This is a genomic window from Thermodesulfobacteriota bacterium, assembly GCA_026415035.1.
Taxonomy (GTDB): domain Bacteria; phylum Desulfobacterota; class BSN033; order BSN033; family UBA1163; genus RBG-16-49-23.
The window spans coordinates 1-18,639 of sequence record JAOAHX010000005.1 but is presented as its reverse complement, the minus strand read 5'-3'; the positions used below and the strand labels follow the sequence as shown (position 1 = coordinate 18,639).

Annotated in this window: 17 protein-coding genes; 1 reads left to right on the top strand and 16 read right to left on the bottom strand. The window is 55.6% G+C overall.

All coding sequences use genetic code 11. The features are described from left to right. Nucleotides 1–3: 3 nt before the first annotated feature. From mraY to mraZ, 7 genes are read right to left on the bottom strand one after another with little or no spacing between them, the layout of a single operon-like run. Nucleotides 4–1,080 carry a phospho-N-acetylmuramoyl-pentapeptide-transferase gene (mraY, locus tag N3G78_04540; GenBank protein MCX8117187.1) on the bottom strand — a complete coding sequence of 359 codons (1,077 nt, stop codon included), beginning with the start codon at nt 1,078–1,080 and terminating at the stop codon, nt 4–6. Then, the gene (locus N3G78_04535) at nt 1,049–2,485 is read right to left on the bottom strand and encodes a UDP-N-acetylmuramoyl-tripeptide--D-alanyl-D-alanine ligase (GenBank protein MCX8117186.1); all 1,437 of its coding nucleotides are present in this window, start codon (nt 2,483–2,485) and stop codon (nt 1,049–1,051) included. The genes mraY and N3G78_04535 overlap by 32 nt, the downstream gene beginning before the upstream one ends. Then, entirely contained in the window at nt 2,482–4,008 is a 1,527-nt protein-coding gene (locus N3G78_04530; GenBank protein ID MCX8117185.1) for a UDP-N-acetylmuramoyl-L-alanyl-D-glutamate--2,6-diaminopimelate ligase, read from the bottom strand. The genes N3G78_04535 and N3G78_04530 overlap by 4 nt, the downstream gene beginning before the upstream one ends. Before the next feature lie 55 nt (nt 4,009–4,063). After that, nucleotides 4,064–6,040: a transpeptidase family protein gene (locus N3G78_04525; protein ID MCX8117184.1), complete on the bottom strand. Its 1,977-nt coding sequence runs from the start codon at nt 6,038–6,040 to the stop codon at nt 4,064–4,066. Then, the gene (ftsL, locus tag N3G78_04520) at nt 6,037–6,393 is read right to left on the bottom strand and encodes a cell division protein FtsL (GenBank protein MCX8117183.1); all 357 of its coding nucleotides are present in this window, start codon (nt 6,391–6,393) and stop codon (nt 6,037–6,039) included. Before ftsL ends, N3G78_04525 begins: the two co-directional genes overlap by 4 nt. After that, nucleotides 6,390–7,295 carry a 16S rRNA (cytosine(1402)-N(4))-methyltransferase RsmH gene (rsmH, locus tag N3G78_04515; GenBank protein ID MCX8117182.1) on the bottom strand — a complete coding sequence of 302 codons (906 nt, stop codon included), beginning with the start codon at nt 7,293–7,295 and terminating at the stop codon, nt 6,390–6,392. The genes ftsL and rsmH overlap by 4 nt, the downstream gene beginning before the upstream one ends. A 48-nt stretch (nt 7,296–7,343) precedes the next feature. Beyond that, on the bottom strand, nt 7,344–7,787 hold the full coding sequence (mraZ, locus tag N3G78_04510; protein MCX8117181.1) for a division/cell wall cluster transcriptional repressor MraZ: 444 nt from the start codon (nt 7,785–7,787) through the stop codon (nt 7,344–7,346). Nucleotides 7,788–8,071: 284 nt separating this feature from the next. On the opposite strand from mraZ, the gene ligA reads away from it, so the two are divergent. Further along, complete coding sequence (ligA, locus tag N3G78_04505) at nt 8,072–10,075, top strand: NAD-dependent DNA ligase LigA (protein MCX8117180.1); 2,004 nt, start codon at nt 8,072–8,074, stop codon at nt 10,073–10,075. 28 nt (nt 10,076–10,103) lie between these two features. On the opposite strand, the gene N3G78_04500 is transcribed toward ligA, so the two are convergent. The 9 genes from N3G78_04500 to N3G78_04460 all read right to left on the bottom strand — a co-directional run. After that, nucleotides 10,104–11,099, bottom strand: a complete 996-nt coding sequence (locus tag N3G78_04500) for a putative zinc-binding metallopeptidase (GenBank protein MCX8117179.1) — start codon at nt 11,097–11,099, stop codon at nt 10,104–10,106. A gap of 237 nt (nt 11,100–11,336) precedes the next feature. Beyond that, entirely contained in the window at nt 11,337–12,629 is a 1,293-nt protein-coding gene (locus N3G78_04495) for a M20 family metallopeptidase (protein ID MCX8117178.1), read from the bottom strand. A 260-nt stretch (nt 12,630–12,889) separates the two neighbouring features. Then, a complete protein-coding gene (nrfD, locus tag N3G78_04490) occupies nt 12,890–13,879 on the bottom strand; it encodes a polysulfide reductase NrfD (protein ID MCX8117177.1) in 990 nt (329 codons plus the stop codon). An 85-nt stretch (nt 13,880–13,964) separates the two neighbouring features. Further along, nucleotides 13,965–14,222, bottom strand: coding sequence for a hypothetical protein (locus N3G78_04485; protein ID MCX8117176.1), 258 nt, complete (start codon nt 14,220–14,222; stop codon nt 13,965–13,967). Beyond that, nucleotides 14,188–14,721 carry a molecular chaperone TorD family protein gene (locus tag N3G78_04480; protein MCX8117175.1) on the bottom strand — a complete coding sequence of 178 codons (534 nt, stop codon included), beginning with the start codon at nt 14,719–14,721 and terminating at the stop codon, nt 14,188–14,190. Before N3G78_04480 ends, N3G78_04485 begins: the two co-directional genes overlap by 35 nt. A 130-nt stretch (nt 14,722–14,851) precedes the next feature. Next, nucleotides 14,852–15,391, bottom strand: coding sequence for a 4Fe-4S dicluster domain-containing protein (locus N3G78_04475; protein MCX8117174.1), 540 nt, complete (start codon nt 15,389–15,391; stop codon nt 14,852–14,854). 60 nt (nt 15,392–15,451) lie between these two features. Continuing rightward, on the bottom strand, nt 15,452–17,650 hold the full coding sequence (locus N3G78_04470; protein MCX8117173.1) for a molybdopterin-dependent oxidoreductase: 2,199 nt from the start codon (nt 17,648–17,650) through the stop codon (nt 15,452–15,454). A 62-nt stretch (nt 17,651–17,712) separates the two neighbouring features. Then, nucleotides 17,713–18,174, bottom strand: coding sequence for a rhodanese-like domain-containing protein (locus tag N3G78_04465; protein ID MCX8117172.1), 462 nt, complete (start codon nt 18,172–18,174; stop codon nt 17,713–17,715). A gap of 31 nt (nt 18,175–18,205) precedes the next feature. After that, nucleotides 18,206–18,639: response regulator (locus N3G78_04460; protein ID MCX8117171.1), on the bottom strand; the 434-nt coding region annotated here is incomplete at its 5' end.

Sequence of the window (18,639 nt, the reverse complement as noted above, 5' to 3'; positions counted from 1 at the left end):
GCTTCACCTCAACTTCAAGGTGCCGATGGCGATCAAACCCAGGATGATGCCGATGATCCAGAACCGGACGATGATCTTCGGTTCAGCCCACCCCTTCAATTCGAAGTGGTGGTGGATGGGCGCCATCCGGAAGACCCTCTTCCGTCTTAGCTTATAGGAGACGACCTGGATGATGACCGAAAGCGTCTCGGCCACGAAGATCCCGCCCACGATCACCAGAAGGAACTCCTGCTTGGTGATGAGGGCGATCGTTCCGAGGGACGCCCCCAGGGCCAGCGAACCCACATCGCCCATGAAGACCTGGGCCGGGTAGGTGTTGAACCAGAGAAACCCGAGCCCCGCCCCGAGGAGCGATCCACACAGGATCGTCAGCTCTCCGCTTCCCTTCACAAAGGGGATCTGGAGGTAGCTCGCCAGCTGGTAATGGCCGGCCAGATAGCTGAATAGGACGAAGGTTCCGCTGGCGATGAGAACCGGACCGATGGCCAACCCGTCCAGCCCATCGGTGAGATTGACCGCGTTGGCTGTGCCCACGATGACGAACATCCCGAACAAGACGTACCACCCTCCGAGGTCGGGCATCAGCCTCTTGAAGAAAGGAAAGGAGAGCCTCGAATCCAGGCCGATCGCCTCGTAGAGGATCCCGCTTGCGGCCAACCCCATGGCCACCTGGATGGGAAATTTATATCGGGCCTTGAGCCCCATGCCGTTCCTGTCCTGGATCTTCTTGTAATCATCGACGAATCCGAGCACGCCAAAGCCGAGGGTGGTCAACAGGACGAGCCAGACGTAACGGTTCGTCAAGTCGGTCCAGAGAAGGGTCGGAAGGAGAAAGGCCAAGAGGATCAGGCCTCCGCCCATGGTCGGGGTCCCGTTCTTTGAAAGATGTCTGGAGGGGACATCCTCCCGCACGACCTGCCTCATCTGTAAGCTCTTCAACTTTTCGATCAACCAGGGCCCGATGACGAAACTGATGACCAACGCCGTCAGGATCGCATAGATGGTCCGGATCGTGATGTATCGAAAGACGTTGAAGGCCGAGATCCACTCATGAAGGGGGTAGAGCAGATGATAGAGCATCTTTTTCCTCCTTCTCCCGCCTCAGGATCTCGACCACCCGTTCCATGGCCATCCCCCTGGACCCTTTCACCAAGATCCAATCGCCCTGCCGGGCGAAGGCCTTTATGAGACGAGCGGCCTCCGAAGGGCTCGACACCCTTTTGGCCCGATCAGGCGCCATCCCTGCCTGGAGGGCCGATTCCACCACGAGGGCGGCCTCCTCCCCCATGACGAGGAGCAGGTCGATGGAGAACAGGGCGGCCTTCCGTCCCAGTTGGCGATGCGCCTCCACGGTAAAGTCCCCCAGCTCCAACATATCGCCTAAGACCGCGATGGCCCGGCCCTCCCCTTTCACCTCGGAGAGGGTTCGGAGGGCCATCTCCATCGAATCCGGGTTCGCATTGTAAGCATCGTTGATCAGGTTCACCCCGCCCTCGAGGGAGAGGACCTCCATCCTCATGGGAGCGGGTTGAAAGGTCTCAAGGGCCTTCAGGATCTCCTCGGTTCCGATTCCAAAGAGCTTGGCCGTGGCGATTGCAAAGAGGCCGTGATAGACGAAATGCCTTCCGATCAAGGGGAGTCGAACCTCGGCCTCCCCTCCCTCGTGGAAGAGTCGAAAGGAAGTGCCTTCTCGTCCCTCGGTTCGGATCTCTTTGGCCATGATATCGGCCCGGTTTTCGATCCCGATCGTGATCTTGCGGCCTGGAAACTTCCTCCCCAGTTCCACCACCCTGAGATCGTCCAGATTCACGATGATCGTTCCATCCTGTCTCATTTTCAGAAAGAGGTCCCCTTTTTCCTGCTGGATCCTTTCCAGAGATCCCAGGCCCTCAAGGTGGGCCCTCTGGATATTGGTGATCAATCCCACATCCGGGGCCGCGATCTCCGTCAGCCGCCCGATCTCACCCGGCACATTCATTCCCATTTCGAGAACAGCCACCTTCTCCTTCCCGGTCAACTGGAGGAGGGTGAGGGGAAGCCCGATCAGATTGTTGAAGTTCCCCATCGTCTTGAGCACCGGAAAGGAGGTTTCAAGGCAGGCGGCGATTAGCTCTTTCGTCGTCGTCTTTCCGTTGCTGCCGGTCAGCCCCACGACCGAAATACCAAACTTCTGCCTGCGATGCCTGGCCATGTCACCGAGGGCGCGAAGGGTGTCCTTCACGAGGATGACCGGCCTTTCGGATTGGGCCGCCCGTTGAACCTCTTCGGCCTTCCCCTCCTCGATCAGCACGCCTCCGGCCCTTTTGGCCAGGGCCTCAACGACGAATTGATGGCCATCGAATCGCCTCCCCTTCAGGGCGACGAAAAGGGCTCCCTCGGTGATCCTTCTCGAATCGGTCGAGATGGCCGGAAAGACGACCTCCCTTTTCCCGCAAAGGAGCCTTCCCCCTGTAGCCTCCAAAACCTCCTCGAGGGTAAAGGTCATTCCTCCTCCAGGGCCCGTTTGGCCTCGAGACGGTCGTCAAAGGGGAACCTCTTCCTGCCGACGATCTGGTAATCCTCGTGGCCTTTGCCGGCGATCAGGACGACGTCTCCCCGCTCGGCCAGATCGATGGCCGTTCGGATGGCCTGCCTTCGATCGGGGATCTTCAGATACCCTTTCTTCGCACGCCACGACTCCCTTCCACCCTCCCCTAAGGCTTCGATGGCGTGAGGGCGAACGCCTGCTTCGACCTCCTGAAGGATGGCCAGGGGGTCTTCGGTTCTCGGGTTGTCCGAGGTGATCACCACCAGGTCGCTTAACCGTGCAGCCACCTCTCCCATCAGGGGCCTCTTGGTCCGATCCCTGTCTCCTCCGCAGCCGAAGACCGTGATGATCTTGCCCTCGCGGTCAGAGCGGGCCAAGGTCTCCCTCAGCCCAGTCAGCACCCTTTCCAAGGCGTCCCGGGTATGGGCATAATCCACGATGACGTGGATGCCTTTCCGGTTTTCTACCTTTTCAAGCCTCCCCGGAACCCCTTCCACCGCTTCGATCCCCTCTTTCAAAACCTCCGCAGGGAGTCCAAGGCCATAACCGGTGGCCACGGCGGCCAAGAGGTTGTAGAGGTTGAACCGTCCGGTCAGGCGAGATCGAACAGGAAAATCGTTCTCCGGCGTCCTGACCCGACAGGAAAGCCCCTCGAAGGAGAGCGTCACTTCCGAGGCCGAGACCTCGGCAGGACGTTCCAGGCCATACCGGACGAGGGGGAGAGGGACCTCCTTCACGATCTCCTCCCCCCTCGGATCATCCACATTGGTCACGGCGAACCTCTTGGCCTTCTGGCTCTCCAACAAGAATTTCTTGAAGAACTTCCTCTTGCTCTCAAAATAATGCTCGAGCGTCTGATGATAGTCGAGATGGTCGGAGGTGAAATTCGTGAAGACCGCGGCATCGAAGTGGCATCCCGCGACCCGATCCAGATCGAGGCCATGGGAGGAAACCTCCATGACCACGTGGGAAACCCCGTGATCCCCCATCTCCCGAAGGATCCTCTGGAGATCGAGGGACTCCGGGGTGGTATTGAGCGCCGGAATCGTCTTCTGGCCGTAACGATAGTTGATCGTCCCGATCACGCCGGTGGCCCTCCCGGCCCGTTTCAAGATCGATTCAATCAGATAGGTGGTCGTGGTCTTTCCGTTCGTGCCGGTGACCCCCACCAGGCTCAGCCGAGATGAGGGGTCGCCGTAAAAGTTTGAGGCCACCCTTGCCAGGGCTCTCCGGCTATCTTCGACGAAGACGGCCGTGACGCCTTCCGGAGCGACTCCTTCCTCCATGAGGACCGCCACCGCCCCCCTCCGGACGGCCTCACCGATGAAGCGATGGCCATCCACCTCTAGGCCTCGTATGGCCACGAAGAGAAAATTCCGATCGACCTGTTGAGAGTGGTAGGCGACGCCGGCGATCTCCGGGTTGGTCTTCCCGTCGATCTTTCTCACCGCCACCCCTTCGAGCAATTGCCTCAGGTCCATGGTCCCCCGTTAAAACGTTCGACCTTCGAGGTCCTCCGTGAAGCCATCCCCTCTCCTACGAAGACGATTCGAACTTCAGATAACAGATCTCGCCCCGATCGATCACGGTCCCAGGTTTGGGGATCTGTTCTACCACCCGTCCGCTTCCCGACACCCGGATGATCAAACCCTTTCCTTCGATTCGGCTCAGGGCCGTCCTCATCGGCAATCCGGTGAGATCGGGCATCACCACCTTCTCCGCCCCCTTTCCCATCCGGACTCCTTCGATCGGAGGCCAGGCTCTCTCCGGTTCAGGCTCCAGAGGACCCGCCTCTTTCTTGAGGACGAGGGTTCCTCGGGGAAGGATGTTGAGAGAGGGAAGGACCTTCTCCACAATCGCCCTGAACACGGGGGCAGCCACTGTCCCTCCATAATGGGATCCTCTCGGCTCATCGATCACGACCAGCACCACGATCATCGGGTTTTCGGCAGGGGCATATCCGATGAACCCGGCCGTGTATTTGTCTTCGGAATATCCGCTCGTAACGCCATCGACCTTCTGCGCCGTTCCCGTCTTTCCTCCCACCTCGTAACCCTGTGGAACGGCCTGTTCGCCTGTCCCGCCTTTTTCGGTCGTCCCTTTGAGCAGGGCCATGACCTTCCGGCTGGTCTCCTCCGAGATGACCCTCCGAACCTCCTCGGGTTGGAAGGACTGGACCTCCCTTCCCTTCTCATCGGTGATCTTCTCCACAATCTGCGGCCTCATGAGCACCCCTCCATTGACGATGGCGGAGAAGGCGCTTGCCATCTGAATGCCTGTCACGGCGATGCCCTGACCGAAGGCGATCGTCTGAAGGGTGATGGGAGGCCAGTATCTCGGATGCCTGACAATCCCCTTGGCCTCTCCGGGAAGGCCGATCTGGGTCCGCTCTCCAAATCCGAAGTGACAGAGGTATCGGTAGAACCTCTCTTTGCCGATCTTTTCGGCTGCCTTCGCTGCGCCGATATTGCTCGACACCTTGATGACCTGTTGAAAGGTCAGCCACCCATGTTTCGAAGAGTCCCGGATCGTCCAGTCCGACACGGTGTAGGACCCGTTTTCGCAATAGAACGAATCGTGGGGTTGAACGACCTTCTCTTCCAAAACGGCAGCCGCTAAAAAGGCCTTGAACATGGACCCCGGCTCGAAGACGTCCGAAATGGCCCGATTCCTCCACGAACGGGGAGAGTATTGCAGAAATTGATTGGGATTGAAAAAGGGATAGGAGGCCATGGCCAGCACCCTGCCGGTCTTCGGATCCATGACGAGAACCATCCCTCCGCTCGCCCCCCACTTCTGGACCGAATGGCTCAGTTCCGTTTCAGCCACGTGCTGGATCTGTTTGTCGAGGGTGAGGAAGATGTTCTGATGGACAGGCTCTCTGAGGATCGCCCGGGGATCGCCGGCCGTCCACAACAGCCGCCCCTTGGCATCTCTTTCGGCTGTCAGGAGATCGGGCTTGCCACGAAGCAGGGCATCGTAGTGCCGCTCAACCCCCTCGAGGCCGTTCCCGTCAAGCCCCACGAACCCGACCACCTGCGCCGCCAGTTGGCCATAAGGGTAGAATCGCTGGTTCTCCCGGAGGAGATGGAGGCCTGGAAGCTGCAGGGCCCTTACGGCCTCACTCTCTCTGGGAGAGATCTTTCTGGCGATCCACTCGAAAGACCTCTTGCTCGTCAACTTCCTCCTCAGTTCCTTCGGGTCGTCTGGAAAGAGGGCCGAGAGGTTGAGAAAGGCCTTCTCCGTTTCGACGATCTTTCGTGAATCGACATAGACGGAATCGACCTCAATGCTCACGGCCAGCTCATTGCCGCGCCGGTCACAGATCGCCCCCCGTTTCGGGACCATCGGGATCTGGCTCAACTGTTGCCTGGCGGCTAACTTGTAGAGCTCCTCCTTCTTGAGGACCTGCAGCTGAAACATCCGGCCAACGATGCAGAGAAAAGAGCCGAAGAGCACGATCGAGATGAAAATGGCCCTGATCTTGAACCAGTTGATGGGCTTCCGTCTCATCGGATCACGATCACCTGATCGGGTTTGGGTTTGACCATCCTCAGCTCCTCGACGGCGATCCGTTCAATCCGCTCCAAGGATTTGAGGGTGGCCACCTCCAAACGCATCCTCTTATTGGCCTCGAGAAGGGCCCGATTCTCCTGGAGGGCGTTGGAGATGTCGTAGCCCAGTTGAATGACACGAATCCTCGTCCAGACATAAAAGAGGGAGGCCCCCACCAAGAGGCAGAGGAGCGAACCGAAAAGAAGGAATTTCCGGAGGGGAAGGCCCTGACCCTTGGGCTTGCCTTTCCCCTCGGTCCAGAGCATCCCCCCTTCCGTGCGGGCCGATCTTCGGACCTTCGCTTCCTTCATCTCCTTTCGGCGCACCTCAGTTTGGCGCTTCGGGCACGGGGATTCATCCTCACTTCTTGCCTGGAAGGAGTCAGGGGCCTCTTCGTGAGGACCCGCATCTTTCCCTCCTCTTCCATTCTCCGGAAGGAGTGTTTCACCAGGCGGTCTTCAAGGGAATGAAAGGTGAGGATACAGAATCGCCCGCCCTGCTTCAACATCCTCCATCCGGTCTCCAGAATCCCTTTTAGATTTTCCAGCTCGCGATTGACCCCCAAACGGAGGGCCTGAAAGGTTCGGGTCGCTGGATCGATCCGGTTGGACGGAGACCGTCTGGGGATCGCCCGGTAGACGATCCGGCTCAAGTCGCGGGCGGTCTGGATGGGAGCGCGTTCTCGTTCCTCCACGATGGCCCTGGCGATTCGCTTCGCCCATCGTTCCTCGCCATACTCCCTCAGGAGGTGTTCTAACTCCTGCACGGATAGACGGTTCACCAGATCTGCGGCCGTCCCCTCAGACCGCACATCCATCCTCATGTCGAGAGGCCCCTCCCCTCTGAAGCTAAATCCCCTCGCCTCGTCCTCGATCTGCAGGGAGGAGAGGCCGAGATCGAGGAGGATTCCATCCACCTCCTCGATGCCGGCCGATTTCAGGATTTCGGGGAGGTGCGTAAAATTCTCCCTCACCGTCCTGATCCGATCTCCGTAGGGCTTCAACCTCCGGGAGGCCTCTTCGATGGCCTTCTCGTCCCAGTCGATTCCGACGACGACCCCATCGGGTCCGGTCCGTCTCAAGATCTCTTCCGCGTGGCCCCCTCCGCCCAACGTCCCATCCACATAGATCCGACCGGGTTCGCAACGGAGAAGCGCCATCACCTCCTCGACCATCACCGGGATATGTCTTATCCCTTCCCTCTCCTTCTTCAATGTTCAATTCAGAGCTCTTGAACCTAAGTCCCTACCCGGCAGGGGCACCTATATCCCAAGATTCGCCAGGGTATCCCTGATCTGATCGAATCCCTCTTCGGCCTGTTGGGCCACTTCCAGCCACTGCTCTTTTGCAAAGATTTCGAAGAATCGCCCCTCCCCGACCAGGACCACCTCTTTCTTCAATTTGGCGTACTCCCTCAAGGTCGGGGGGATCAAGAGCCTTCCATGGGTATCGAGATTGCAATCGATCGCGCTGGAATAGAAAAACCTGAGAAAGGAACTGGTCTCCTTTCTCAGGATGGAGAAGGAGCCGATCTTCTGCTCGACCAACTGGAACCATTCTTCGTAGGGGAAGGCGAGGAGGCAGTGGTCGAAATTGGTGATCACCAGGCGATCATCATACTTTTTATTGAGGATTTCCCGGAACTTGGAAGGGATGCTGATACGCCCTTTCGAGTCTATGGAATGCTCATATCGCCCACGAAACACGCTTTCACCCCTCGATCCTCAAGGAACCATACCACCTTATCCCACTTTTTCCCACTTAGCGATTACAAATACCTTTAAAATGGAAATTTGTCAAGTAAATTTTTGGACTTATTTTGCATTTTCCCCCTCTTTTCTCGATTTAACAAGATATACCTCCATACCGATCTTCCCACCCCATATCTTGTGTGCCTAAGGGTTGATCATTCGATGAAGATCGGTCTTACCTCCTCCCAATTTCACCGGACATTTGACAGGAGGCTTGCCAATCCCTAAAATGGAAAGGCATGGCATCTGAGGCTATCAAAAAAAGGATAGAGGAGCTGAGGGAGGAGATCGAATACCATAACTACAGGTACTACGTGCTCGATCAGCCAGAGATCTCCGATGCCCAATACGATCGCCTCATGCGCGAGCTCGAGGAGCTGGAGGCGAGATACCCGGAACTCCGCTCGCCCAACTCCCCGACTCAGAGGGTGGGGGCTCCTCCCCTGGAGAGTTTTAAAATCGTCCGTCACACCCTCCCCATGCTCAGCCTTGCGAACGCCTTTGATGAGAAGGAGGCGAGGGAATTCGACAGGCGGGTGAAGAAATTTCTTGGAACGACCGACGAGATCGCCTATGTCGCTGAACCGAAGCTCGATGGATTGGCCGTGGAGCTTGTCTATGAACAGGGGGCCTTGGTCATCGGTTCCACACGCGGTGACGGGATCAACGGCGAAGACATCACCCAGAACCTCCGCACCATCAAGACGATTCCGCTCCTCCTCATCCAAAAAGAACTACCCGCTCCGGAGCGGCTGGAGGTGCGGGGCGAGGTGATCATGGAGATCGAGAAATTCAGGGCCCTCAACCGAAAGCGGGAAGAGAGGGGAGAGCCTCCCTTTGCCAACCCCCGAAATGCCGCCGCGGGCTCCGTCCGGCAGCTCGATCCAAAGGTCACCCGGGAGCGTCCCCTCGAGATCTATTGTTATGGCATCGGCGAGGTCAGAGGCTTCACCTTTAAAACCCAGTACGAGATCCTTAAGACGTTGCCGAAATGGGGATTGAGAACCAATCCCCACATCCGACACTGTCGTCATATCGAGGAGGTCATCGACTACTATCACGAGATGAACGAAAGGCGGGAGAAGCTCCCTTACGAGATCGACGGCATCGTGATCAAGGTCGACCGTCTCGATCTTCAGGCAAGGCTGGGAGAAATCTCCAGAAGCCCCCGCTGGGCCCTCGCCTTCAAATTTGCCCCCAAACAAGAGACGACTAAAATTCTCGACATCATCGTTCAGGTAGGGCGCACGGGTGTGCTCACGCCGGTGGCGGTCATGGAACCGGTGAAAGTGGGAGGGGTAGAGGTCAGCCGCGCGACCCTCCACAACCAGGACGAGATCGACCGGCTCGACGTAAGGATCGGCGATACGGTCATCGTCCAGAGGGCAGGAGACGTGATCCCTGAAGTGGTTCAGGTCATCCCCTCCCGGCGCACCGGAAGGGAGAAAAAGTTCCGAATGCCCATGAAATGCCCGGCCTGCGGGGCCGATGTGGTAAAGGAGGAGGCCCTCTACCGCTGTATCGGCCTGGACTGCCCGGCCCAGCTCAAAGGCCGGATCAGGCATTTTGCTTCCAAGAGGGCAATGGATATCGATGGGCTGGGCGTCAAACTGATCGATCAGCTTGTGGACAGGGGCCTCGTCAAGGACGTGGCGGACCTCTACTATCTCCAAAAGGAGGATTTGATCGCCCTGGAGAGGATGGCGGACAAATCGGCACAAAATATCATCGACGCCATCGAGAGGAGCAAGACGAAACCCCTCGGTAAATTCCTCTATGCCCTGGGCATTCACCATGTCGGGGAGACCACGGCGGAGGACCTGGCCCGCCATTTCCCGAGGCTGGAGGATTTCTTCGGCCTCTCCGAAGAAGAGCTGATGGAGGTGGAGGGGATCGGGCCTGAGGTGAGCGCCAGCGTGGTGCGATTCTTCAGGGACAAAAAGAACCGGGAGTCGATCGAGCGATTGAGAAGGGCAGGCATCCAACTGATCGAACCGCAGCCCCGACGAAAAGGAAAGCTGGCCGGAAAGACCTTCGTTTTCACCGGGAAACTCCAATCCTTTGGGAGGGAGGAGGCCCGAAACCTGGTGGAATCCCTGGGCGGCCAAACGGCCTCCAGCGTCTCGAAGAAGGTCGATTTCGTCGTCATCGGAGAGGACCCCGGTTCAAAAGCGGACAAAGCCCGGCAGTTGGGCATCCACACCCTTACCGAAGAAGAATTTAAGAAGATGATTTCGGGTTAAGTTCCCCACCCCCGACCCCTCCCCTTTTCTAACTCCGGAGGTGATGGACGTCGTCCACGACATGGTAGGTGAGGAGGGTGGTCAGTTCGATCAACTTCCGATCCTCTTCTTCGGGGAGGAAGCCCAGCGATTCGTTGCGGCAGATGGCCTCCCAGCGTCGGAGGATCTTTCGAACCGTATGCTTGTTCGATCCCGAGATCCACTGGCTCACCTGCTCGGTCAAAAGCCTCGCATACTTCCGGATCAATCTCCAGGCAGGAACCACTCGCTTCCGGCCACGGTCGGGTTGGATAAACAGTTCGTTCATATCGTGAATAAACTCCTGGAGCTCCTGATCGAGCATCTCGCCGTCCAACCCCCACCACTCGGAAACCGTCTCCTCAATGGTCGTGTATTCTCCCTCCCGTTTCATTTGGAGGTTGACCGGCTCGACCCCTGCGATCTCGTCCATCAAGGTGTCCACATAGGCCAGTTTTTCAAAGGCCTGCGGCCAGTTCCGATATCTCTTCTCCCAGTCTGATTTTGGATCGAGCCAGATGGCAAAGGTCTCTGCCCAATCCTCATCGGGGTGCTTCTGGGCGTAGTGGGGATCGCCGAAGTAATGGAGGTGACGGACATAACTCTTCGACCAGGGGTTGACCCGGTGAAGATAACCATCCTGGTACTTCTTGTTAAAATCCCCAAAAAGCTCCCTCCAGTCCCTTCTCTGATAAAGTCGGTAGGCATAGTTCACGGCATGGCCCGTTTCGTGGCGGAGGGTCTTGATGATCCCCTCCTTCGTAGGGAGGTCTCCTTCCAGCTCCTTCAATTCTGGCATGCCGTAATAGAAGGGGATGCTGATGGAAATCTTCTTGTTGACGCAGCCCCATTCGTTACCAAAATAGAAATCGGGCCAGAGAAGGATCCGATGGGCTTTGAGCTCCTTTTTCAACCTTCTGAAATACTCGGCCATGCTCTCATTCACATCGAGGCCGAGATCACAAATTCGGGTTGCCAATAATTTCTGATAACGGATCTCGTCCATGGCTTCTTTCCTTTGGTTGTACAATGCCTGGGTTAAAACCCGGGATCGGGGGAAAAAGGGGGGGTTTGCTTTACTTGGCCACAGATCCTTTTTCTTAACGAAACAAAATATAATACCTCAAACCCAGAGGGTCAAAAAAACTTTTTCACAAGTAAAATATATAGATTTTTCAATGGGTTAAAAAAAAGGCGAGGTGCCCCTCGCCTTTCGTCCCGACCTTTTGCCCCGTTCGACCCTTTATTTCCCTTCTTTGGCTTTCAGTTCTTTAAAGGCCTCCTGAATGGCCTTTACCTTGTCAGGACGGATGAGTAAATCGTAGGCCGCAAGCGCAATGGCTTTGGCCGTGATCACCGCCGCCTTCCATCCCTCCTCGGAACCCGCATAATCCCTAAAGGCATCGGAATGGCCTGGGGTCCCTTCGGGAGCGATCTTAAACTTGAGCTCAACCGTCGGAAAGGCGTTTCCCACATTCCCGAGATCCGAAGAGCCGGAGTCTGTGGAGGGTTTGATTTCGCTCTCGGGAACGCCCAGGGATTTGGCCTTATCGAGGACCAATTGGGTCAGGGCAGGGATGACGATCGGTGCCTTTAAGGAGGTCCTCGGTTCCTTGAATTCCAGTTTGGCGCCCGTAGCGAGCTCTCCGGCCCTGGCACAATTCACGACCTTCTGATACGTCTCCTCCATCGTGGTCGTGTCGAGTGCCCGTACTGCAAATTCCGCCTCGGCAACTTCCGGGACGATATTGACCGCATCTCCACCCTTTTTGATAATCCCGTGGATCCGCACATCCTGACGGACGTGCTCCCTCAACATATCGGTGGCATTGAAAGTCAGGATCACCGCATCAAGGGCACTGATCCCTTTGTGGGGAGCCGCGGCGGCATGGGATGCCTTACCTTTGAAGACAAAGGTGGCCCTTTTCATCGCCAGGTAACGCATATCGGCGTTCCAGCGATCTGCCGGATGAGTGATGAAGACAATATCTGATCCCTCAAAGTATCCCCCTTCGAGTAGAGCAATCTTTCCGCCGCCCAGGGAACCTCTCTCTTCGTCGGGCGTACCAATCACCCAGAGCCGTCCAGGGGTCTCCTTCATCACGCTGGCCAGCCCTGCCGCAGCGAGCAAACCCGATCCTGCGATCAGGTTGTGGCCGCAGGAGTGGCCATTCTTCAGGGCGTCGTATTCGAGCATGATCGTGATGGTGGGCCCAGGCCCTTTTCCCTTTAATTCGGCCTTGAAGGCGGTCTTGGCGATCCCATCTTTCACCAGGTCGGCCGGGACCTTCAGATCCCCCTCGACCGTAAACCCCAATCTCTGCAACTCCTCTTTGAGAAGGGCGGAACTCTTAAACTCCTGCTGGCCCAGCTCTTTAAAATCGAAAATCTTCTGAGAAACCATTTTGCAGTTGCTGGCATTGGCCTCAATGGCTGAAAGGATCTTCTGTGGATCTCCCCAGGCGATTGTGGTGAAAAGCACCGGAAGGACAATGACGACCAATGGAATCATCCTCATCCCGAATCTGATCCTCATCGCTCCCATGCTCAAACCTCCTTGTGTAGATGAAATCGTTTGGCCTTCTTATAACCCAAATGGAATGGTTTCGCATCTCCCCCCCTCAAGGCCTCCCTTGAAAAGCAAGGGAAATCTGGAAAGGGGCGAAGGGGGGAGAATCGATGACCCATCCCTCCCTGGGAATCGTTCGTAAGTTCTAAAAAAACAAAGGAGGTTCAACGGGCATAGAACGGTCCTGTCTGGGAGGACGGGGTGGGAAGGAAGGTTGATCCGTTTTGTTACGAGCTTATGATATGGGCCATCTGACCGGCATATATGACGATATAACGCATCACGAACCCGCCGATGAGAACGGAGGTGGTGATCACGCCGGAGATCCAGGGGTTGTGTTCTCGCAATTCCACGTGCTTGATGTAATGGGGGATGAGCTCATAGACCTCCAAGGCCAGGGGAACGACGATCCCTATCCCTACGACGAAGAACCAGAAGTGAAAAGTGAACTCCCCGCCAATGATGAGGTGGACAGCTGCCACCGAGCTCCGAGGCGACACATAGAGTCCAAGGACGAAGAGGAAGACCGCGATGATCGAAAAGACCATCAAGGTAAAATCGATGGAATGAATCATGAACTTATTCGTATTGACCGCCTCCCGACTCATACCACGGAATCCCTTAATGAAACAGCCCACAAAACAGATTGCAGCCGACCCCGTCATCATGGCAGAGATCAAGAAAAGCATTGGCAACATGGGGTTGTTCCAGAAGGGTCTTGCGGTCAGAGCACCTAAAAGAACTCCGGTGTAGATTCCAACCCCGATCGAGATGGGAATTCCGAACCCGGCGATCAACCCTCGGGCTACGGTCAAATTCTCCCCCCCCAGTCGGGCCAGTAGACGGTTGGCCCGAATCGCCGGGATCAATCTCAAAATGTCATACCGTTCAGGGAGCCAGAGATAAAAATGGGCCATACTGAAAAAGGAGAAGAAGAGAAGCAACCAAGACCCCAGAGACATCACTGAACTGGGCTGAAAGGTGAGGAATAATTTCCAGAAAAGGTGAGGTCGTTCAAGATCGTATATAAGGGCCGCAATCCCGATGAGAACAGGGAAAGGAGCGATATAGGCTCCAATCCGGGTGATCGTCTCATACCTCTCCCGTCCTAAGAAGTAGGCCGTAGCCGAAATGATAAAGGCGCCTGCGCTCAGGCCGGCAGCGAATAGGTCAATTGCCACAATCCAATTCCAGTAGACGAGGATTTGTCCCTCCATAAACATCTGACTTCTCCTCTCCGAATCTCTTCCACGTCTTGGCCACAAAAGTGAAGATCCGTCCCCGACGGATGACCAATTAACTTCACCCCCCTCCGATCTTCGGGACGAAAGAGGGATCCGCCTTTCCCATCGAGGCATCTCGATAGAGGGCGGGGGTCTGTTTGGTCGAAGCCAACTCGATCGGCTCCTCTACCTTCTCCTCACCGCTCAACATCCTCCAGAGATGTTCTTGGTTCCCAAACGTAGAAGGAGGGTCTTTCTTCGAACATCCCCCTAATATCACCAAACCGGCCAGCACCAAGGCCTCAAAGCTCCGTTGGATCAATCTCCTTCTCTCCATGTTCTTCCTTCTCCAAACGCACCTTCTCGCTATCCAAAAAAAGCCGAAGGAGCTCCACCAGGGATAGGTAGAAGGGATGGGCTTGAACACTCTGGCACATCTCGACGAGCGAGGGAATCCAATCGAGATGATCTTCAATGAATCTTCGAGCCTCCCGCTCCCTGCCATGACGGTATAGGAACGACAAGAATTCCAATTCCAGGACAAGGTGATCCGGCATGCCCTTGAAGAGATCCGGAACCTCGAGCCCGCAATATTGATAGAGCGCTGAGAGGTGAAGTGCCGAATCACCCATCAAGAAGCCCTTCTCTCGGGCGAAAGGAAGGAGACAATCAGGATCTCGAGTCCAGGGTTTATAACAAGATTCGACCAATGAAATTTTTACCCCCCCCTCATTCTCGAAGAGCCGAAAATATTCGGACCGTAACCTCTCGAATCCATTTTCTTGAGGATCCTCCAGAAGGACACCCCTGAAAAGGGTCTCGTTTCCCTTCCCCATCTTCCCAAAGGCCTCGACAAACGAGAAACCTCTCCGTTCGGTCCATTCTTTGATCGCCTCCCGATCAGGAGGGGCGAAGAGGATCGCCAGCAGCTGACAAAGATCTGCCTTTTCCTCCGAGGTCATTCCGCTATCCTCTCCTGTAGTAAATTCTCGGTTTCGTGTTCAACTCCGCCTTATACTGTTTCAGCTTATGTTTGACAATATAGCGGGAAATCTCGCTATTGGGATCGTCCAGATCCCCGAACATCCGCACCCCCGTCATACAGGTGGTCATACAGGCAGGCTTCTCCCCTTTCTCGATAAATTCGATGCAAAAACGGCACTTCTCGATATACCCCTCTTTTTTAATGATCCTGACATTGTACGGGCAGGCCGCGATGCAATACTTACAGCCGATGCACTTCTCCTTATGGACCAAGACGATCCCGTCCTTCCTTTTGTGGGACGCCCCTGTAGGGCAGACCTTGACACAGGGAGGGTTGTCACAGTGCTGGCACTGGACAGGGAGAAACTCACGGCCATAATTGGGGAATGTCCCATACTCCCTCTCTTCGAGGTGATTGTAAGCCTCTTTTTCGTCAAGGCCGTTCTGGTTGTGGCAGGCCACCCGACAAGCATGACACCCCACACATTTCGTTTCATCGATCACCATTCCATATCGAGCCATAATACACCGGAGGCACGCGTCCAGCCCGAGGGTTCCCTCCTCCCGGGCCTTCTTCCTTCTTTACGAATTGGCCTTCCTCACCTTCACCACGATCTCCGAGGCCATCACATGGCCCACGGTCGGATCGAAATAGGTGGGAAGAAAGTCATTGTATGAAAGACCAACGTCATAGGCGGTCTTTAAATGTTTGGAGAAGATTCCGTACCCGCTCGGAAGCCATACGCACGAGGGATGGATTCCTTCTGTGAGGCGGACCCGGATCCTTCCTTTTCCGACCTGTGATTCCAGCATCACCCAATCACCATCTTTCAATCCCAATCGAAGGCCCCGCTGTCTGTTCATCCAAAGCCGGATCATGTCATAGCGTTTGCTGATCGACATGAGGATCGGTTGGTTGGCGGTCATGGCATGGGTATGGATCGCCTGCTTCCCATGGAGCAGACGGAACGAATGGGGGTCGTTCGGGTCGGGCGAAACCAAAGGTTCCTCCCATCGGGGAATTGGTGGGATGTCAAGCCGATCCAAGGTTTGACAGTAAATCTCGACCTTACCGGAAGGGGTATTCAATTTGTCGAATCCTTCTTTCCAACGCTCGCCGACAGACAAGACCCCCTTCTCCTTCAACTGCTCTAAGGTCACTCCCAAAGGTTTCAGCCTCAATCGGTTGGCCTCTTCGATATCGAAGTTAAAGTACTTCCCTACCCCCAAATGTCTGCCCAGTTCGATGATGATCTGGGTTCCCGGTTTGGTGTCAAACAGGGGTTTGACCACCTGCTGTTGGAGGCTCACCTGTGCCTGTTTTCCACTATGCTTCGTGTCGATTGCCTCTGTCCGCTCTAAATAAAAGGATTCTGGTAGAACATAATGGGCAATGGAGGCCGTCTCCGAGAGAACGGTATCAATCACGACTAAAAGTTCCAATTTCTGATAACCCGCGATCACCCGTTTGGGATTAGGATTGGTCCTCAGGGGGTTGTTATGATATACGAACCCTGCTCTCAGCTCACCCCTCAAGGCCAGCTCCGGTATGGCATGAGCGATCCCGTCTCCATAACTTCCCAGAGGATATCTTCCGGGAACGCCTGTACCATCCAGCTTTCCGATGTCGGGGAGGTCGGGAGCGGGATGTATGGGTTGCAGCTCTCCGAGGACCGCCGTCTTTGGGAAGTAAATGCCTCCTTCACGATTGATATTTCCTAAGAGGCTGTTGGCGATGGCCAGAGCCCGGGCGGTTTGGAAACTGTTCAAATACTGGGCTCCAAAGGCGGCATGGTAGCCACGGTGAATCAAGCATTTCGGTTTGGCCCGGGCCAATTCCCGAGTTAGACGAACGATGGTTCCCGCTGAAATCTCACACACCTTTTCGGCCCACTCGGGAGGATAATTGACGATCTGTTCTTCCAACTGCTCGAAACCTACGGTCTTCTCGGCTACAAACTTTCTGTCGTAAATCCCTTCCTTGACCATCACATGGATCATAGCTAAAAGGAGAGCTAAATCGGTGCCGGGCTTGATGGGCAGCCACTCATCGGCAAGGATGGCCGTCTCGCTATGGCGCGGGTCTACGACGACCACCTTGGCCCCTTTCTCTTTCGCTCTGGTCATCTTCTTGACTTCGGCCAAATCGATCCCTCCGGCTGGGTTTCGGCCGATGATCAAAATATATTTCGAATGCTCCAGATCGTTGGAAGGGAGTTCTCCCACCGTATAAACCCACCCTGCATTTCTCGCAGTGTAACAGGTGGACCCATGGGTGAAATAGTGTGGGCTGCCTAAGGCATGCATCAATCTCAGAGCATAGAGGTGATTGGTCTGCGGGTAATTAAGCCAGAAAACACTCTGGGGGCCGTGACTTAATAGTATGAGGTTGAGCCTTTGAGCGATCTCTTTGTAGGCCTGTTCCCATGAAATGGGCTCAAAACGGCCGTTCACCCGCTTCAGAGGGCCTTTGATCCGGGAAGGATTATATAAATCATACAGATACCCGTGACCCTTTGGGCAGACGACTCCAAGATTTCCATTCGCTTCGGGGTTGCCTTCTATCTTCCACAATCGCCCGTTTTTAACATAGGCGATGATCCCGCATCGATTGCCGCAACCATTGCAAATCGTCGGGACCTTTCGGATGGGGTTCTCTGCGTTCGCTTCGGCCCATCGGTTGAAATCGAGAAGATCGTAACCCAAGGCGAAGACGCCGGCCGCAGCCGTCGAGGCCTTAAGAAACCCCCTTCGTGATAACCGCAGTTCTTTGGAATCCATTTGACCCTATAGAGTCTTTCAAAAAAGTCCTCCCCCTTCATTGCAAGGGGGAGGGTTGAAGTTTACCTCGATACGGGATATCCCGCCTTTACCCAATCTTCGAAGTGGGCATCCATCAAGACGGCATTCTTGTAGCCCAACTCGTTCAGCGTCTTGGTGGCCAACGCGGAGCGGGCCGCCGTCAGGCAATAGACATAGATCTTGGCCTCCTTGTCCGGAATCCTATCCCAAATGGTGAATTCCAGCTTGCCTCTGGAGACATTGATGGCCCCTGGGAGATGTCCCGCCTTATACTCCTCGGGATCTCTGACATCCAGGATGAAGGCCTTCTCCTGTTTGTCGATGGCAGCCTTCACATCCGCAGGGGTCACCTTCTTGATCTCCGCCTTGGCTTTCGCCACCCAATCCTTAACGACGGTGGTTTGCCATGCGGGGACCTTCGGTTTGTCCTGGGCCACGGTGAAGCTGACCATCGCCAGGGCGAAGGCAAAGGCCAGTGTCCAAACGAGCATCCTCTTGGTCATTCCTTTTCACCTCCTTTCATCTCGAATTCGCTTAACACGAGAGCACACCATTGGAGAACGGAAGGGCCATCTCGGAGCTCCCGATGGCCTCTTCTAACTGTCTCAAATCGAAAGGCTTTTCCAGATAACCCCTTATCCCGGCCTTCTTGGCCTCGACTTTCAATCGCTCATCATTGGAGGCCGTCATCAGGACCGAGATGAGCTGGGGCCTCTGTTTCATCCATTCTCTGAGGATCTCAAGGCCATCGCCATCCGGCAGTCGATGGCCACACAAAACGATATCAAAGGGAAGGGCCTTGAACAGGGAAAAACCCTCTTTGAAGGAGGAGGCGGCAAAGACCTCAAAACCGCTGTAGCGCTCCATGATATGGAGGAGGGATTGGCGGATCGTCTTTTCCTGTTCGAGAATGAGGACCTTTTTCATGACCGAAGGCAGGAAAAGCAAAGGCAATGCCAAAAAAGATT

Bases quoted from the DNA above. Each gene is read 5' to 3' on its own strand.
- mraY (MCX8117187.1), bottom strand. From the start codon at position 1,080: ATGCTCTATCATCTGCTCTACCCCCTTCATGAGTGGATCTCGGCCTTC.
- N3G78_04535 (MCX8117186.1), bottom strand. From the start codon at position 2,485: ATGACCTTTACCCTCGAGGAGGTTTTGGAGGCTACAGGGGGAAGGCTC.
- N3G78_04530 (MCX8117185.1), bottom strand. From the start codon at position 4,008: ATGGACCTGAGGCAATTGCTCGAAGGGGTGGCGGTGAGAAAGATCGAC.
- N3G78_04525 (MCX8117184.1), bottom strand. From the start codon at position 6,040: ATGAGACGGAAGCCCATCAACTGGTTCAAGATCAGGGCCATTTTCATC.
- ftsL (MCX8117183.1), bottom strand. From the start codon at position 6,393: ATGAAGGAAGCGAAGGTCCGAAGATCGGCCCGCACGGAAGGGGGGATG.
- ligA (MCX8117180.1), top strand. From the start codon at position 8,072: ATGGCATCTGAGGCTATCAAAAAAAGGATAGAGGAGCTGAGGGAGGAG.
- N3G78_04500 (MCX8117179.1), bottom strand. From the start codon at position 11,099: ATGGACGAGATCCGTTATCAGAAATTATTGGCAACCCGAATTTGTGAT.
- N3G78_04495 (MCX8117178.1), bottom strand. From the start codon at position 12,629: ATGAGGATCAGATTCGGGATGAGGATGATTCCATTGGTCGTCATTGTC.
- nrfD (MCX8117177.1), bottom strand. From the start codon at position 13,879: ATGGAGGGACAAATCCTCGTCTACTGGAATTGGATTGTGGCAATTGAC.
- N3G78_04485 (MCX8117176.1), bottom strand. From the start codon at position 14,222: ATGGAGAGAAGGAGATTGATCCAACGGAGCTTTGAGGCCTTGGTGCTG.
- N3G78_04480 (MCX8117175.1), bottom strand. From the start codon at position 14,721: ATGGGGAAGGGAAACGAGACCCTTTTCAGGGGTGTCCTTCTGGAGGAT.
- N3G78_04475 (MCX8117174.1), bottom strand. From the start codon at position 15,391: ATGGCTCGATATGGAATGGTGATCGATGAAACGAAATGTGTGGGGTGT.
- N3G78_04470 (MCX8117173.1), bottom strand. From the start codon at position 17,650: ATGGATTCCAAAGAACTGCGGTTATCACGAAGGGGGTTTCTTAAGGCC.
- N3G78_04465 (MCX8117172.1), bottom strand. From the start codon at position 18,174: ATGACCAAGAGGATGCTCGTTTGGACACTGGCCTTTGCCTTCGCCCTG.